16 protein-coding genes are annotated in these 13618 nt (G+C 43.0%); 4 read left to right on the top strand and 12 right to left on the bottom strand.

The genetic code is table 11. From position 1 onward, the window contains the following. Nucleotides 1–2 precede the first annotated feature (2 nt). Nucleotides 3–182: a hypothetical protein gene (locus GLV98_RS16505; protein WP_160917174.1), complete on the bottom strand. Its 180-nt coding sequence runs from the start codon at nucleotides 180–182 to the stop codon at nucleotides 3–5. 129 nt (nucleotides 183–311) lie between these two features. On the opposite strand from GLV98_RS16505, the gene GLV98_RS16500 reads away from it, so the two are divergent. Continuing rightward, nucleotides 312–1289: a S66 family peptidase gene (locus GLV98_RS16500; RefSeq protein ID WP_160917173.1), complete on the top strand. Its 978-nt coding sequence runs from the start codon at nucleotides 312–314 to the stop codon at nucleotides 1287–1289. A 32-nt stretch (nucleotides 1290–1321) separates the two neighbouring features. Here the strand turns inward: GLV98_RS16500 and GLV98_RS16495 are convergent, their stop codons facing one another. Beyond that, on the bottom strand, nucleotides 1322–2080 hold the full coding sequence (locus tag GLV98_RS16495) for a (S)-benzoin forming benzil reductase (RefSeq protein WP_160917172.1): 759 nt from the start codon (nucleotides 2078–2080) through the stop codon (nucleotides 1322–1324). 139 nt (nucleotides 2081–2219) lie between these two features. Between GLV98_RS16495 and GLV98_RS16490 the strand changes: the two genes are divergently transcribed. After that, nucleotides 2220–2855 carry a YczE/YyaS/YitT family protein gene (locus GLV98_RS16490; RefSeq protein WP_160917171.1) on the top strand — a complete coding sequence of 212 codons (636 nt, stop codon included), beginning with the start codon at nucleotides 2220–2222 and terminating at the stop codon, nucleotides 2853–2855. A 20-nt stretch (nucleotides 2856–2875) separates the two neighbouring features. On the opposite strand, the gene GLV98_RS16485 is transcribed toward GLV98_RS16490, so the two are convergent. The 6 genes from GLV98_RS16485 to GLV98_RS16460 all read right to left on the bottom strand — a co-directional run bounded on the left by GLV98_RS16485 (nucleotide 2876) and on the right by GLV98_RS16460 (nucleotide 8153). Beyond that, nucleotides 2876–3313: a hypothetical protein gene (locus tag GLV98_RS16485; RefSeq protein WP_160917170.1), complete on the bottom strand. Its 438-nt coding sequence runs from the start codon at nucleotides 3311–3313 to the stop codon at nucleotides 2876–2878. Between the two features lie 277 nt (nucleotides 3314–3590). Beyond that, nucleotides 3591–4481 (bottom strand): D-amino-acid transaminase, encoded by an 891-nt coding sequence (gene dat / locus GLV98_RS16480; RefSeq protein ID WP_160917169.1) that lies wholly within the window; start codon nucleotides 4479–4481, stop codon nucleotides 3591–3593. Nucleotides 4482–4586: 105 nt separating this feature from the next. Next, nucleotides 4587–5327 carry a UMP kinase gene (pyrH, locus tag GLV98_RS16475; protein ID WP_160917168.1) on the bottom strand — a complete coding sequence of 247 codons (741 nt, stop codon included), beginning with the start codon at nucleotides 5325–5327 and terminating at the stop codon, nucleotides 4587–4589. A 124-nt stretch (nucleotides 5328–5451) separates the two neighbouring features. Further along, complete coding sequence (locus GLV98_RS16470; protein ID WP_160917167.1) at nucleotides 5452–5988, bottom strand: hypothetical protein; 537 nt, start codon at nucleotides 5986–5988, stop codon at nucleotides 5452–5454. 173 nt (nucleotides 5989–6161) lie between these two features. Continuing rightward, nucleotides 6162–7571, bottom strand: coding sequence for a SpoVR family protein (locus tag GLV98_RS16465; protein ID WP_160917166.1), 1410 nt, complete (start codon nucleotides 7569–7571; stop codon nucleotides 6162–6164). Between the two features lie 84 nt (nucleotides 7572–7655). Beyond that, a complete protein-coding gene (locus tag GLV98_RS16460; protein ID WP_160917165.1) occupies nucleotides 7656–8153 on the bottom strand; it encodes a GNAT family N-acetyltransferase in 498 nt (165 codons plus the stop codon). Nucleotides 8154–8356: 203 nt separating this feature from the next. Between GLV98_RS16460 and GLV98_RS16455 the strand changes: the two genes are divergently transcribed. After that, nucleotides 8357–9070: a class I SAM-dependent methyltransferase gene (locus GLV98_RS16455; RefSeq protein ID WP_160917164.1), complete on the top strand. Its 714-nt coding sequence runs from the start codon at nucleotides 8357–8359 to the stop codon at nucleotides 9068–9070. Between the two features lie 19 nt (nucleotides 9071–9089). Here GLV98_RS16455 and GLV98_RS16450 read toward each other — a convergent pair whose 3' ends face one another. Continuing rightward, complete coding sequence (locus GLV98_RS16450; protein WP_160917163.1) at nucleotides 9090–9632, bottom strand: YhcN/YlaJ family sporulation lipoprotein; 543 nt, start codon at nucleotides 9630–9632, stop codon at nucleotides 9090–9092. 125 nt (nucleotides 9633–9757) lie between these two features. Then, a complete protein-coding gene (locus GLV98_RS16445; protein WP_160917162.1) occupies nucleotides 9758–10228 on the bottom strand; it encodes a hypothetical protein in 471 nt (156 codons plus the stop codon). A 184-nt stretch (nucleotides 10229–10412) separates the two neighbouring features. Here GLV98_RS16445 and GLV98_RS16440 point away from each other — a divergent pair, with 184 nt between their 5' ends. After that, complete coding sequence (locus tag GLV98_RS16440; RefSeq protein WP_160915315.1) at nucleotides 10413–10649, top strand: YhdB family protein; 237 nt, start codon at nucleotides 10413–10415, stop codon at nucleotides 10647–10649. A 56-nt stretch (nucleotides 10650–10705) separates the two neighbouring features. On the opposite strand, the gene GLV98_RS16435 is transcribed toward GLV98_RS16440, so the two are convergent. Continuing rightward, the gene (locus GLV98_RS16435; RefSeq protein ID WP_160917161.1) at nucleotides 10706–11431 is read right to left on the bottom strand and encodes an SDR family NAD(P)-dependent oxidoreductase; all 726 of its coding nucleotides are present in this window, start codon (nucleotides 11429–11431) and stop codon (nucleotides 10706–10708) included. A gap of 14 nt (nucleotides 11432–11445) precedes the next feature. Continuing rightward, the gene (locus GLV98_RS16430; protein WP_160917160.1) at nucleotides 11446–13008 is read right to left on the bottom strand and encodes a GNAT family N-acetyltransferase; all 1563 of its coding nucleotides are present in this window, start codon (nucleotides 13006–13008) and stop codon (nucleotides 11446–11448) included. Between the last annotated feature and the right edge of the window lie 610 nt (nucleotides 13009–13618).

The following is a 13618-nucleotide window of genomic DNA, read 5'->3' as shown; positions in this document are numbered from 1 at the left end:
ATTCACTCTCCTCCCCCATCTCCACCGCCATCCGAATGGTCGAACTGATGAAATCCAGGCTGCCACGTTGTGTCATCTTTTTTAGAGGCTATACTGCGACTGCTCGTTGATTGTCCTACGAACCTGAAGACAAGAGCTAAAAACACAACGACAAGGATCAGACCAAAAATCGTTGGGAACATACCATACCTCCTTTCTCATACATACGAGTGAATTTGAAAATAGTTTCGGAATTTTCTTAAAGTCATAGACGAAAACATGCTTATTTGGTATAGTGATGTAATTTACCAAATAAGGCAGGAGGTAAGCCCATGATACCCGATAAATTGAAAAAGGGAGATGAAATTCGAGTGATCTCTCCCGCTAAAAGTTTAGCGATTGTCGCACCTGAACAGCAGGATCTTGCAGTAGCGCGATTAAATCAGGCGGGATTCAACGTCACATTCAGTACATATGCTAGAGAAAGCAGTGATTTCATCTCGAACCCCGTCCATCACAGAGTGGCTGATATTCACGACGCTTTTTCTGATCCTCATGTCAAAGCCATCCTGACTACTCTCGGAGGATATGACAGCAACCAACTGTTGAGCCATCTGGATTTTGATCTTATCCAAAAGAATCCAAAAATCTTCTGTGGCTATTCTGACATAACGGCTCTGTCTAACACGATCTATAAAAAGACAGGTTTAGTCACCTATAGTGGTCCTCACTTTTCCTCTTTTGGTATGGAAAAAGGAATCGGCTATACGTTCGACCATTTTATAAAAGTGTTCACTGAAAAAGAAAGGCACAGTATTCACCCAGCAGGTGATTGGAGTGACGATCGCTGGTATTTGAATCAACAGGAACGACAATTCCATTCCAACCCCGGCTATGAAGTGTTCCATGAAGGAGTGGCTGAAGGAATCTCCATAGGTGGAAATTTGTGTACATTGAATTTACTCCAGGGGACGGAATTTATGCCATTTCTAATGGATTCAATCCTATTCCTTGAAGATGACCTATTATCAGATCCCTCTACCTTCGACCGTGATTTACAATCATTGATCCATCAACCTGCCTTCAACGGCGTGCGGGGAATGGTCATCGGCCGCTTCCAAAAAGAATCGAACATGGATGACGCTACTCTTCTACAGATTCTCAAATCTAAAAAGGAACTCGAACTTATACCGATCATTTACAATGCAAGCTTCGGTCATACCACACCGATCTTTACTTTTCCTATCGGGGGTAAGGTAAGAATGGAAGCAAACAAACAATCCCCAACGATTGAACTTTTGGAATATTAAAAGGAGCCCTGTACATCACTGGGCTCCTTTCATCACTTTCCTACTAAATCATAAAGCTTATACACCTGACCATTTTCGATTTTATCCTGTTTCTCTAATAGGGTCATTAATACACTTGCTACCTCATCAGGCGAGCGTAACTCCCCTTCTTCTTTCAATTTCCGGAATTTCTCCACATCGGCAAAAGCGTCTTCTGAAGAGGAACGGATTTCCCCCTGCATATCTGTGTCAATAACACCAGGACTATAGGCAAGAATGGTGTGACCCTTCCCTTCCTGCTCGAGAGCCAGCGTTTGTGTAAAACGGTTAATGGCTGCTTTGGAGCTGCTGTATGTACTCCAGCCATGAATCGTCTTCTCTGCCGCACCTGAGGTAATGTTGATGATACCAAGGGGGAGGTCTCTTTCATTCGCTTCTTTCACAAAACGGTTCACGATAAGAATAGGTGCCGTTACATTGACTTGCATATGCTTTTGCACAGCGTCTGCTTCCAACTGACCAACGGTTTCAATAGGATCGATGACACCTGCATTATTGACGAGATAAACATAATGAGTGTCCTTGTGAAAAACAAGACCCACGATTTGATTGAGCCCTCGATTTAAATCGTCCATATCACTCAAGTCACAGTTGACATGATGAAAATCTACTCCTTTTTCATCTGCCAATGCTTTCAATTCTTCATTACCTGAGCGCGAAACGGCCACCACATTCACATTCTTTAAAATGTATTGACGTGCAATTGCTTCTCCTAAGCCACGAGAAGCCCCTGTTACAACGGCATATTGCATACCTATCATCCTTTCTTTCATTCTCTATTTTGCTTTCCCTTTTGAACAATCGGCAAACGCTCTGTTCAGAAACTTTACATCAAAGAACCCAAACGATATGATTAACGGAGCACAAGTGGACACATAAAGGAGTCTACCTATGAAATATTTATTTCTGTTTATCATCTATGTTGCAGGACTTGTCGTTTCAAGTCTTGGCCTTGCGCTGATCATAAAATCTGGTTTAGGAGTCGGTCCAGGAGACAGTATTGCTGTCGGCCTCTCCATGCACTTTCCTGTCACTGTCGGAAGCGTCATGATCGTCGCTTTTGTCATCCTATTACTTGTCAATGCCAAGTTGGAACATAAGCGCCCCCAATTCGAATCACTAATTCCGATTATCATCCGTGGAAGAACGTTGGATATCTTCCTTTACGGAATGCTTGAGAATATGGAGTATGAAGCATGGTGGGCTCAATGGGGCATTTTCTTAATCGGCCTTTTAGCCACAGCTGTAGGAATCTCTGTTTATTTACGAACTCCATTTCCACGTATTCCTCTGGATCACTTCATGATGATCATGAATGAAAAAACGAACCAATCAAAAAGTACAGTGCGCATTTTCTCCGAATCCGGAATGGCTCTCATCGGATTTTTGTTAGGAGCCCCCGTCGGCTTTGGAACATTGATTGTCGCCTTGCTATTAGGGCCGCTCATTCAATGGTCGTTCCAGTGGGCCCGGCCGATTGCAGCACTTTGGACAGAACCGAAGAAAAAAATGACTCAAAAAGCGTGATGCTTCCATCACGCTTTTTTTCATTCCTCAAAGGAGAGCTTTGTCACACCTGTCTCTTCAAGCTTTCGACCGATTTCTTCCTCTACGGCCAGTCGTTTTTCCATTTGTTCTTCTGTCAGCTTCCCATCGATGGGACCATAAATTTCCGTCATCTCTTTTTCAGCGAGTTTCTCGACCAGCTTATCCCAGAAGCTGAACTCATCGTATTCTTCTACGTGTGTATCTAATAGTTTCGATTCATAATCCACATCAAGATCATGGACACCGATTTGTTCCTGATAAGAAACCTTGTCCTCAAGATTCCCTTCCTTATATTTTGACAACACAAGTTCCCGGACATCTTCGAATTGTTCATCCAGCTCCAACTTTGTCGAATTGACCATCCATGTCCCTAAAAACACCATCTCAACCAGTGTTTCATATTGTTCTTTTGTCATTTCAAGTTTTACATTACCCATAAAAGACCGCTCCTTTCCTCTTTTCCTTAGCATTATAGCATATCCCCGAGCCTCTATTTATTATCCCGCTTGCTCCCATTTTCGTGATGTCCCGCACTATGGCTTACCAGGTACAACGGCCTTCCTTTTCGGTACCTGGTACTTCAGGCGGAGACTTGTCATCACTTTGGTACCTGGTACTGCCTGAAGTCTTACGGGTGTCGGTTATGATGCTCACTATTTCATAAAGTAGCGATTAATAAAAAAACCGGTAGCTATATAGCTACCGGTCTTCCAGTTATTCAGCTGCTGTCTGGCTTGTAAAGATCGAGTCTTCCTCGTTAATATGAGCATCTGCTTCATAACATTTTTGCAATTTTCGTGTAAGGGCACCAGGACGGCCATCTCCAATCGTTTGCCCGTCAACCCTAAGAATAGGCATAATTTCTGAGGTGCTGCTGGATAAAAACAGTTCATCCGCATAAGCAAGGTCTTCTACTTGGAAGGCTTCCTCAATAAAATCAATATTCTCTCTTTTACAGAACGCTTCCACCCTCATTCTTACACATCCATGCAAAATGTTCTTCTTCGCAGGATGGGTGTACACTTTCCCCTGGCGCACAAAATAGACGTTGGAAGAACTGCATTCTGTGACTTCTCCATTTTTATGGAGGATCGCCTCATAACACCCATGTTCTTTGGCTGTCTGTTTAGCGAGTACATTCGGAAGCAAGTTTAAACTTTTGATGTAGCACCAGTCCCAGCGGACATCTTCGTGAGTAATGGCACTTACGCCATCACGTAAGAATGTATCCGGACGAGGAAGGTCTTTCACATAGGCATATAAATTGGCTTGTGTTTGATCGGGAAAGGCATGATCCCTCGGTGCAGAGCCTCTGGTAATTTGCAAGTACACTTTGGCATCTCCATCGATCCCATTTTTTTGGAGCAGATCATCCAATCGTTCATACATGTCTTCCTTTTTATAAGGAACATCGATTTTAACAGCCGCCGCTGAACGGTACAGCCGATCAATGTGTTCATCGATTAAGTAATAGTTTCCATTATACACGCGGATGACTTCATATATCCCGTCACCGAACTGAAGCCCCCGTTCCTCAAATGGGTATTTCAATGTATCCTGTTTCACAAAATCATTTTCTGTCAAAATGTGGTCATGAATCGTCATTGCTTTGCCTCCTCAGGTCATCTCTAGGTTTAACGAATAGTTTATCAGAAAAAAGGCCTGGGATGGACCCTCCGTTCGAAAACTTTTTAAATGGCGTCGTTCGACCTACTCCAATGTTTGAAGCTTGGAGGGTCTATGTGAAATCAGAGTACCCTCATCTGTCCCCGTACAAACCCTCTTCATAAGCCCCGGATGGTCAAAATTGAAAATGTGGACGGGCAGCTTAAAATCTCGTGCAAGAATGAGAGCGGACTGATCCATGATCTGAATGTTATGAAGGAGAATATCATCATAATTTAACCGGCCGTACATTTTTGCTCCTTTATGTTTGGCAGGATCTGACGTGTACACACCATCCACTCCCTGCTTAGCAACAAGGATGGCATCACAGTCCAATTCAATAGCCCTTTGTACCGCAGGATAATCGGTCGTCACGAACGGCTGCCCGTTCCCTCCCGCCAAAATGAGAACCATTCCTTTAGCTAGGTGGTGCAAAGCCTTCAAACGAATATATGGCTCCGCTACACTTGCCACCGGAATAGAAGTCATGACCCGTACTTCTTTTATTGATTTTTTCTTCAGCACACCTCTTAACATCAGACTGTTGATAATCGTGCCGATTGTCCCTATGTTGTCGGCCTCTACCCTCTCTATCCCCCAGTCTTCAGCGGTTCTACCTCTGAAAATATTGCCTCCTCCGACGACGACCGCAACCTCCAGTCCACTTTCAAGAAGGGAGAAGATTTCGTTTGCGATATGCTCCAGCCGTTGATTGTCGAAGCTGTCCCTGCTATCTCCTTTCAAGGCACCACCACTAATTTTAAGTAAGACACGAGAATATCTCATTAGGAGTCCCCTTTTCATCGACCATTGTTTATTAGAAAAAAAGAGCCTAGACCTGTGTCTAAGCTCAAAACGAACCTTACCTCTAACTTTCTTTCCTGTTATCTTATGCTCTGGCAAGCTTTGTTCATTCCACTTCCACCGTGGTTTCTAACCAGGGATGCTCGTAGGGGACGCCCCCCTTGCCGTCATCCATCATAGGATAGAAAGCCAACTCAAGCTCGTCCAGTTCCTTGTCAAAGCGGAAGTCATCAAATTGGATATAGCGAAAAGTAGTGAACGTCCCTTCCTTGGTGCCAATTGTGTGTCCATTATAGGTAGTGCCATTGGAATCGACAGCTTTAACTAAAAATTCGATGTGACCTTTCTCTCTCAGCCAATCCTCTTCCTTATTTTTCATCACAGCATTTCTGTCTCCATACCACATTCCGAGATACAGTCCTTTTGCATCGTTCCGGCTGTAAAGCTTGGTCAAATGGACTTTGGTGTTCCCAATTTCCTGAGAAGAAACCGTAATGGGTTCGGGGTGTTGTCTGGGATCTTCCACCATCGGATAGGTTTGATTGTTTTTCAGTGCGTTGACTTCCTTGTTATCCACATAAAAAAAGACAGCGGCAATCAATACAGCAACCAAACTGAATATAGCCGTGCGCACCTTTTTCATCCGTCTCACCTCTTTGTTATAGGAAGGTTAATCGTACCGCCATTATATCAAATTCCTTTTCCCAACATTGTCAAATGAGGGGAGAGTTTTTGTCGATTTCTTACCGATTACGTCTCTGACATTCTTAAATGCACAAAAAAACTGCTCTTTCTTTTAAAAGAGCAGTTTCCATCCTATAAATACTTCTTCTGTACTTTTTTACCGCCATAGCTGAAAACTACATCCCGTCCCTCGACTTTCGTTTCTATGTGAACATTCCGTCCCCACAACTGATAGACATATGGCAATGTTTTCTCCAAATACCCGACATCGAGTTCAACGTCTTCGTAGTGGTGTTTCAAATAAAGTTCTCCGCCCTTCACATAATCACCATCTTGGACAGTGATATACGGGAAGCCCCCATTCACCCTCATGGTGACAAGCTGATCGCGGACCGCTTCATGATCTTTATCGGTAATTTTATATTTTTGCCCTTGTTTTTGGAAAAGGTATAAATCCTCTCTCCGAGCTAGTTCTTTCGTTAAATAATTGCGGATGAAGCTTTGATCGGATTCGATTTCCCGGACTTCGAACATTTTCTCTCTTCCCGAACCTGGTTCGACCCCATGTTTGATCATTTCTTCCGTCGGGTTGTCATACCGATCTTCAATATCCTCAAAAATCTTCAACCCTAGATAATACGGGTTAAGCTGGGTCTTACTTGGCTGCACAACGCTTGCATTCAGTTTGGCGAATTCAATGGACTCATCGCTCGTCAAATCCATTTCCCTTAAAATTCGCGCGTGCCAGTAAGAAGCCCATCCTTCGTTCATGATCTTCGTTTCCAACTGTGGCCAGAAATACAACATTTCCTCCCGCATCATCGTCAAGATATCCCGCTGCCAGTCCTCAAGTTCACGGCTGTACTGTTCAATAAAAAGCAATAAATCCTTCTCAGGCCTTGGTGGGAATTTCTTTTTCTTTCTAAACCTTGGTTGTTCTTCGGAAGATGATTCATCGATCTTCCAGATATCATCATATTCTGTTTGAAGCGGCTTTTCTTCACTTTCTTCTTCGTCCATGGACCAGGCAAGCTTAGGGCGGACCAAAGATGGATCAATATGTTCCTGAATAGCAAGGACAGCATCAAGGAATGATTCGACCTCATGTTTGCCATATATTTTATCGTAAGTAGCGATTCGTTCTGCCGTCGCCGCCATACTTTCAACCATGTCCCTTTTCGTATTTTGGAAACGGGCATTATTCTTAAAGAAATCACAGTGAGCCAGGACGTGAGCAACAATCAGCTTATTTTGAATCAAGCTGTTTGAGTTCAGCAAAAAGGCATAACAAGGATTCGAGTTGATGACGAGTTCATAAATCTTGCTTAATCCTAAGTCATATTGCAGCTTCATCTTGTAGTATTGCTTTCCAAAGCTCCAGTGGGAAAAGCGTGTCGGCATCCCGTACGCTCCGAATGTATAAATAATATCATCAGGACAGACTTCGTAACGCATTGGGTAGAAATCAAGCCCGAAACCTTTAGCGATTTCAGTTATTTCTCTGATCGCATATTCGAGCTTCTTTTGGTCATCTGGTCTCAAAGATGCCCCCTCCTTCGATTTCGCTTATTTTACTATATGAGGGTAAAGCAGCGAACATGAAGGTTCAGACCATCTTCTTGTCCTCTATACTAGAATTTTAGCCATGAGGTACTCATCGACGGGCCTTCTATTGATGATGAGGGACTGTCTCTTTACTCCTTCTTTTTCAAAACCCATGCGTTCATAAAAGTGGACGGCCCTTTCATTATGGACCATAACCGTAAGTTCAAGCCTCGTCACTCCTTTTTCTTCCGCCCATTCGAATAGATGAAAGAAAAGCTCTCTAGCGACTCCTTGGCCGTGGAAATCCTTCAATACTCCCGTAATAACGCTAGCTGTATGTAAAACTCTTGGTGCACCGCCGCCAAAGACGGTCACATGTCCATTAACTTTTCCGTTTAATTCGGAAAGGAAGATCGAGGAGTTTTCCTCCTTTTTCACCTTTTGAATCAATCCTTCCACTTGTTCTACAGTGGATTTCCTTTCCCCTTTACCAAACAATAAATAATCGGATTCTGCCTCCAGTCTCTCAATGAGATTTTGATAGTCTGCTGCATCAAAGACCTCCGCTGTTCTAATCATCGTGGCTCCCCTCCCCTTTTCCCACATTTTATCAAAATACTAAGTGCCTATGTATGAAGTGAAAGTTATCCCATATTTATACTCTTTTTAACCAACCAAAAATAAGTATGGGTCTACTTCAAATGAATGAAAATGGATTTTTGTTAGAGTTGAACCATTTTCTGGGGTACACTGAAATACATAAGAAAAAAAGGAGTTTTTAAATGAAAAAGAATGTACTTCACTCCTATGAGCATTTATCTTCGCACTATGAGTTCGATGTCGACCGAAAGCCGTACAATGCTTACCTTGAACGTCCCGCTATGGTCGATCTCCTACCTGATCTTCAAGGAAAAAAGGTGTTGGATGCTGGCTGTGCAGCAGGATGGTATGCACGCTACATGGCTGATCAAGGATCAGATGTCACAGCGATCGACCTCAGCCCTTCGATGATTGCCGCAACCAAGCGGAGAGCAGGAAATGCCAAGGTTCATGCTTTCGTTCACGACTTGATGGACCCTTTGCCAATGAATGATGAATCTTTTGATATCATTATCAGTTCACTCACTCTGCATTACATAAAAGATTGGACTCCTATTTTTGAGGAGTTCCATCGCACATTAAAACCAGGAGGCACCCTTCTCTTCTCTACCCATCATCCGTTCATGGATTATATGAACCATGATGTGGATACTTATTATGGCTGTCAGCAAATTCAGGAGGAATGGACGGTGGACGGAGAAAAAGTTCCAATGACTTTTTATAGGCGTCCGCTTGAGGAGATTATTTCTGCTGTGACGGATCGTTTTCGTTTCATTCAACTTACTGAACCAAAACCAACCCCGGAATTTGAAGAAGTACATCCAGTAGGATTTCATAAAGTTTCAACAAAGCCGAATTTCATGATTCTAAAAGCTGAAAAGCCAGGACCTAAATAAAAGGTCCTGACTTTTTTTATTATGAACGTTGGTCAGGGAAAATCCGGTCAACCATTTCTCCGAATTCACGGAAAAATCCTTCGACAGGTTCGCCATTTTGAGCATCTTCCACATAATTGTTCGTCAAATCAACAAAATCTGGATTTGTTGAAATGTAAACATTATTTATATCTTGATCCGATGCTTTGACCGCTTTTTTGATTTGCTTTTCCATTTCATCAGAGACTTCGTTCTTGTCTCCTTTTGGATTATCTAGCTCTGCCGCTACATAGGCATTATCACGTGTTTTCAACACGTATACATTATCCACGCCATCGACATTCTTTTCGATACGGTTAGCTGCATCTTTGGCCACTTTATAATTCGTGTTATGAACCATTCCGCGATCATTGTCATACTGGTTCGCATTTTGACCATTTTCGGACATGTCATCAGCTGTACGTTCGAAGCTTGTATTTTCTACTCCATTGTAATTGCCATTGTCCCCAGCTTCTTGTTCTGCCTGGCAGGCAACAAGAGATCCAGCTGCTAAAAGACCGATGGCTAATACTTTGATTTTCATGATGTTCTACCTCCTTCCATCCATGTTTACGGTTAGTATGTGTGGTTGGAAGGCAAATATGCGATTGCTAAAAACAGGAAAAGTCTCGGACATAAAGAAAATCCTCAGTCGAAAAGAACTGAGGATTAACGATTCAGAAACGGGATGCTCCACCATATTTGAATGAAAATTAAATAAACGAAAAAAATAGCGTTAATAAATAAAAGGAAAGCAGAAACAAGTTTATAATGACCTTCCACTTTTTTATAACCGATCCGAATAAAGATAAAGCCAGCGATAAGAAGAATATACAAGCAAATAAACCATATCCAAGTATAAGGTGTTGCAGCATCAAACCCTACTTCGTACCCGATCCCATACAACAACCAGGGAGCTAAAAAACATACGATGGATAAGGGGAGATACCGTTGATCACTTTTTATGTAAAAAAGAGAAAGAATGGCAGCAACCAGGGTTATTCCTCCGATGATTTCCGAAATAAGAATCATCACCTGTTGGGCGCCATCAGCTTCGGCTGTTACAAAGCTGAGGAATAGTAACAGCCCAAATGAGATGACACACCCCACGTTTGCATAAAGAAGATTTTTTTCAGACATCACGAAGACTCCTTCCGTCAAAAGCAAAACTTTTCCATACTATCATAACAAAATTTCCAATACTTTGCGGAAGAAAAAAGCAAAAATGTGTCGGCATTCCCAGAACTGTGACGAACTCTCTGATTGAGCATGAACACTCACGGGGATAATAAGACCACTCCTTTCATAAAGGAAGTGTCATACAATGAGTCACTATGATTACGACAAAGCCCTGCACTTTATGATATGGGGGCAATGGGACGACCTACTCGTCCTCATGGTACGCACAAGGGATGAATTTCTTTCTAAAAAGATCGAAACATTCCTTCACTCGGCTTACTATCCGAGCAAACAAAGTGAAATGCTGGAATCTCATGAAGCCTTGTTAAGTTATATCGATCATGCCCAAGCAACTACACTACAACCCAACTTTTTCACATAAATAGACAGACCAGGTCATCCAATTTCTGGATGACCTGGTCTGCATTTATTTTCTATTTATACCCGCGGGTAATCTTGGATGAGTGGGTGCAGGTGCATTTCATCAATAACCATATGTTTAGGCGCGAGCGCCATATAAACGACAGCTTCCGCAATATCATGAACCTTGAGCCACTCCGACTTTTCAGGGTCTCCCTGAGTCCCATTCGCAAAATAAGTATCCACCATTCCCGGATTAATCGTACCTGCCCGGATGCCATCTTTTCTCACTTCCTGAGCGAGGGAACCCATAAATCCTTGAACCGCATATTTTGTGGATGTGTAGAGAGCTCCACCTTCTGGAATCGTATAACGGGATACATCGGATGCAACCGTAATGATGGTGCCGAACTTTTGTGACTTCATGATAGGCAGAACAGCTTTAGTCGCGAGAAATACGCCCTGTACGTTGATATCGTATGTCCTGCGCCATTCTTCAACAGTCACTTCTTCGATTGGTTTGAAGTCTCCAATACCCGCATTGTTAACAAGAATGTCTACTTTGCCGTACGCCTTTTTTGTTCCTTCCACGACCTGATCCACTTCGTTTTCATCACTGACATCGGCCGTGTAAGCCAAAACGTTTGTGTACCCTTGCTTTTCTAACTCTTCCTTCGTATGATGAATTTCTTCAGAGCTGCCTATGATGGATAAATAGGCCCCTTTTTCAGCAAGTTGAAGAGCAATTTCTTTTCCAATCCCTCTTGAAGCTCCTGTCACAATAGCTACTTGTTTGTCCAACACAAAAAATTCCTCCCTTACGTTCGTTCTGGTTTTTCTACTGTGTCTAATTTAAATCGTAAATCAAATAAATCCCGACGTCTGTCTCTTAGCTGCCGGACTGTTCCTGACTTCCGTTGTCTTCTCAGTATTTCCAGATCAACATCTCCAACAACGACCGTTTCCACATTGGGATTACATTCACCAATAATTCCATCGCGGGCGAACTCAAAATCAGATGGAGTAAAGATGCCCGATTGTGCATACTGAATATCCATATTCTCCACTTGCGTTAAATTTCCTACCGTACCTGCAATAACGGTGTAGACCTGATTTTCCACTGCACGAGCCTGAGCACAATAACGTACGCGTAAGTATCCTTGTCTGTCATCTGTACAAAATGGGACGAATATGATGTTCGCTCCTTGATCGACCGCATAGCGAGCGAGCTCAGGAAACTGGATATCATAACAAATCTGAATCGCGATTTTACCACAATCCGTATCAAAGACCTTGACCGCATCTCCAGGCTGAATGCCCCACCATGTTCGTTCGTTCGGTGTTACGTGAATTTTGTATTGCTTTTCAATCGTACCATCGCGTCTGAATAGATAAGATATGTTATAAATTTGCTCTTCTTCCTCCACGAAGTGGGACCCGCCGATAATGTTCACATTGTATTTCACAGCAAGGTGCGTGAACATTTCAATATATTCTTCGGTGTATGCACTCAATTTACGAACGGCTTGGGACGGCACTTTTTCTTCTAAGAAGGACATGAGCTGGGTAGTGAAAATTTCGGGAAATACGGCAAAATCAGATCCGTAATCAGCAGCAACATCTACGTAATACTCACATTGCTTCGCAAACTCTTCAAAGGAATCGATATTTTTCATCATATATTGAATAACCATGATTCTCACTGGATGACTTGTCTTAAAATAACGCTTTGTACGGGCACGATAATCAATATTATTCCATTCCATCAACGTCGCATACTTCAAAGACTGCTCGTCATCCGGAAGGTAATCCGGGTTGATCCGCATGACAGTAAAGCCATTCATGATTTGGAAAGTGAGAACAGGATCATAAATGTTTTGATTTCGGACTTCCTCCACATATTCCCGAGGGGTCATTTCATCTTCGTACTTGTGGTAATTCGGAATACGCCCTCCGATGATGATACTCTTCAAGTTCAACGCGCGTGCTAATTCTTTCCTTGCTTCATACAAACGCCTTCCTATTTTCATGCCTCTGTATTCAGGATGGACCATCACCTCAATTCCATACAGGTTGTACCCGTCTGGATCATGATTTGTGATATACCCTTCATCTGTGATGTCATCCCACGTATGTTTATCATCATATTCATCAAAATTAACGATCAAACTGGAACAGCTTCCTATGATTTCCCCATCAAACTCAACAACAAACTGACCTTCTGCAAAGTGTGTCAAGTGGCTCTCCAGATGTTCCCTCTTCCATGGATCCATATCAGGGAAACAAACGTTTTGCAATTTAAAAATCTGTTCAATATCTTTATCCTGCATGTTTCTAACAATCATTTTCTTTTCATACTGAGTCAGATCAAGTTTCGACATCTTATCTTCCTCTCCTCATCATGATCATTCAACCACTTTCATCGTACTCAACCTCAATCCTTCTTGTCTAGTTAAATAGAGAGTTATTCAAGTATATGGCAGCATTGTAGAAGAATCGATTTCGAGACTTTTGTTGAGTGGGTGGGGCTGCGGGGAATGACTCGCTTTCCGCAGGAGCGCGGTGAGCCTCCTCAGGCTGACGCCTTGCGGGGTCTCCCCAAGCACTCTCTTCCCGCAGGAGTCTCGCCACTCCCCTCCGCCCCTTTGCCATATCAGTGTCTCGAAATCACTTCACGAAACAACACATTGCCAACTTAATGGATCTTCCTGTGTACAGCAAAGGGATAATAGAAGGCCTCCCATCATTGTATAGCGGTTCGTTTCTCTCCGATATCGAATGGGGTGGTTGGGAAGCTGCGAGACTCCCGTGGGAATGGATTGGCTGGCGAAACCCCACAGAGCGAAGCTCGAGGAGGCTTGCCGTCATCCCCACAGGAAAGCGAGTAGCTTCCCAACCACCCCTGACGCTCAATCAGGCAACGAACCCCGAAAACATCTTGAAACAGAGTCTTAAAGAATCGGGAGCTTATGTGGAACATTTGTGCGATAA

This window comes from Halobacillus litoralis (assembly GCF_009856415.1).
Classification (GTDB): Bacteria; Bacillota; Bacilli; order Bacillales; family Halobacillaceae; genus Halobacillus; species Halobacillus litoralis_C.
This window is presented reverse-complemented; position numbering and strand designations above follow the sequence as displayed.

Coding starts and splice junctions, on each gene's coding strand:
- GLV98_RS16455 (WP_160917164.1), top strand. CDS start 8,357: ATGAAAAAGAATGTACTTCACTCCTATGAGCATTTATCTTCGCACTAT.
- GLV98_RS16495 (WP_160917172.1), bottom strand. CDS start 2,080: ATGCAATATGCCGTTGTAACAGGGGCTTCTCGTGGCTTAGGAGAAGCA.
- GLV98_RS16445 (WP_160917162.1), bottom strand. CDS start 10,228: ATGTCTGAAAAAAATCTTCTTTATGCAAACGTGGGGTGTGTCATCTCA.
- GLV98_RS16440 (WP_160915315.1), top strand. CDS start 10,413: ATGAGTCACTATGATTACGACAAAGCCCTGCACTTTATGATATGGGGG.
- GLV98_RS16505 (WP_160917174.1), bottom strand. CDS start 182: ATGTTCCCAACGATTTTTGGTCTGATCCTTGTCGTTGTGTTTTTAGCT.
- GLV98_RS16470 (WP_160917167.1), bottom strand. CDS start 5,988: ATGAAAAAGGTGCGCACGGCTATATTCAGTTTGGTTGCTGTATTGATT.
- GLV98_RS16485 (WP_160917170.1), bottom strand. CDS start 3,313: ATGGGTAATGTAAAACTTGAAATGACAAAAGAACAATATGAAACACTG.
- GLV98_RS16460 (WP_160917165.1), bottom strand. CDS start 8,153: ATGATTAGAACAGCGGAGGTCTTTGATGCAGCAGACTATCAAAATCTC.
- GLV98_RS16450 (WP_160917163.1), bottom strand. CDS start 9,632: ATGAAAATCAAAGTATTAGCCATCGGTCTTTTAGCAGCTGGATCTCTT.
- GLV98_RS16490 (WP_160917171.1), top strand. CDS start 2,220: ATGAAATATTTATTTCTGTTTATCATCTATGTTGCAGGACTTGTCGTT.
- GLV98_RS16430 (WP_160917160.1), bottom strand. CDS start 13,008: ATGTCGAAACTTGATCTGACTCAGTATGAAAAGAAAATGATTGTTAGA.
- dat (WP_160917169.1), bottom strand. CDS start 4,481: ATGACGATTCATGACCACATTTTGACAGAAAATGATTTTGTGAAACAG.
- pyrH (WP_160917168.1), bottom strand. CDS start 5,327: ATGAGATATTCTCGTGTCTTACTTAAAATTAGTGGTGGTGCCTTGAAA.
- GLV98_RS16500 (WP_160917173.1), top strand. CDS start 312: ATGATACCCGATAAATTGAAAAAGGGAGATGAAATTCGAGTGATCTCT.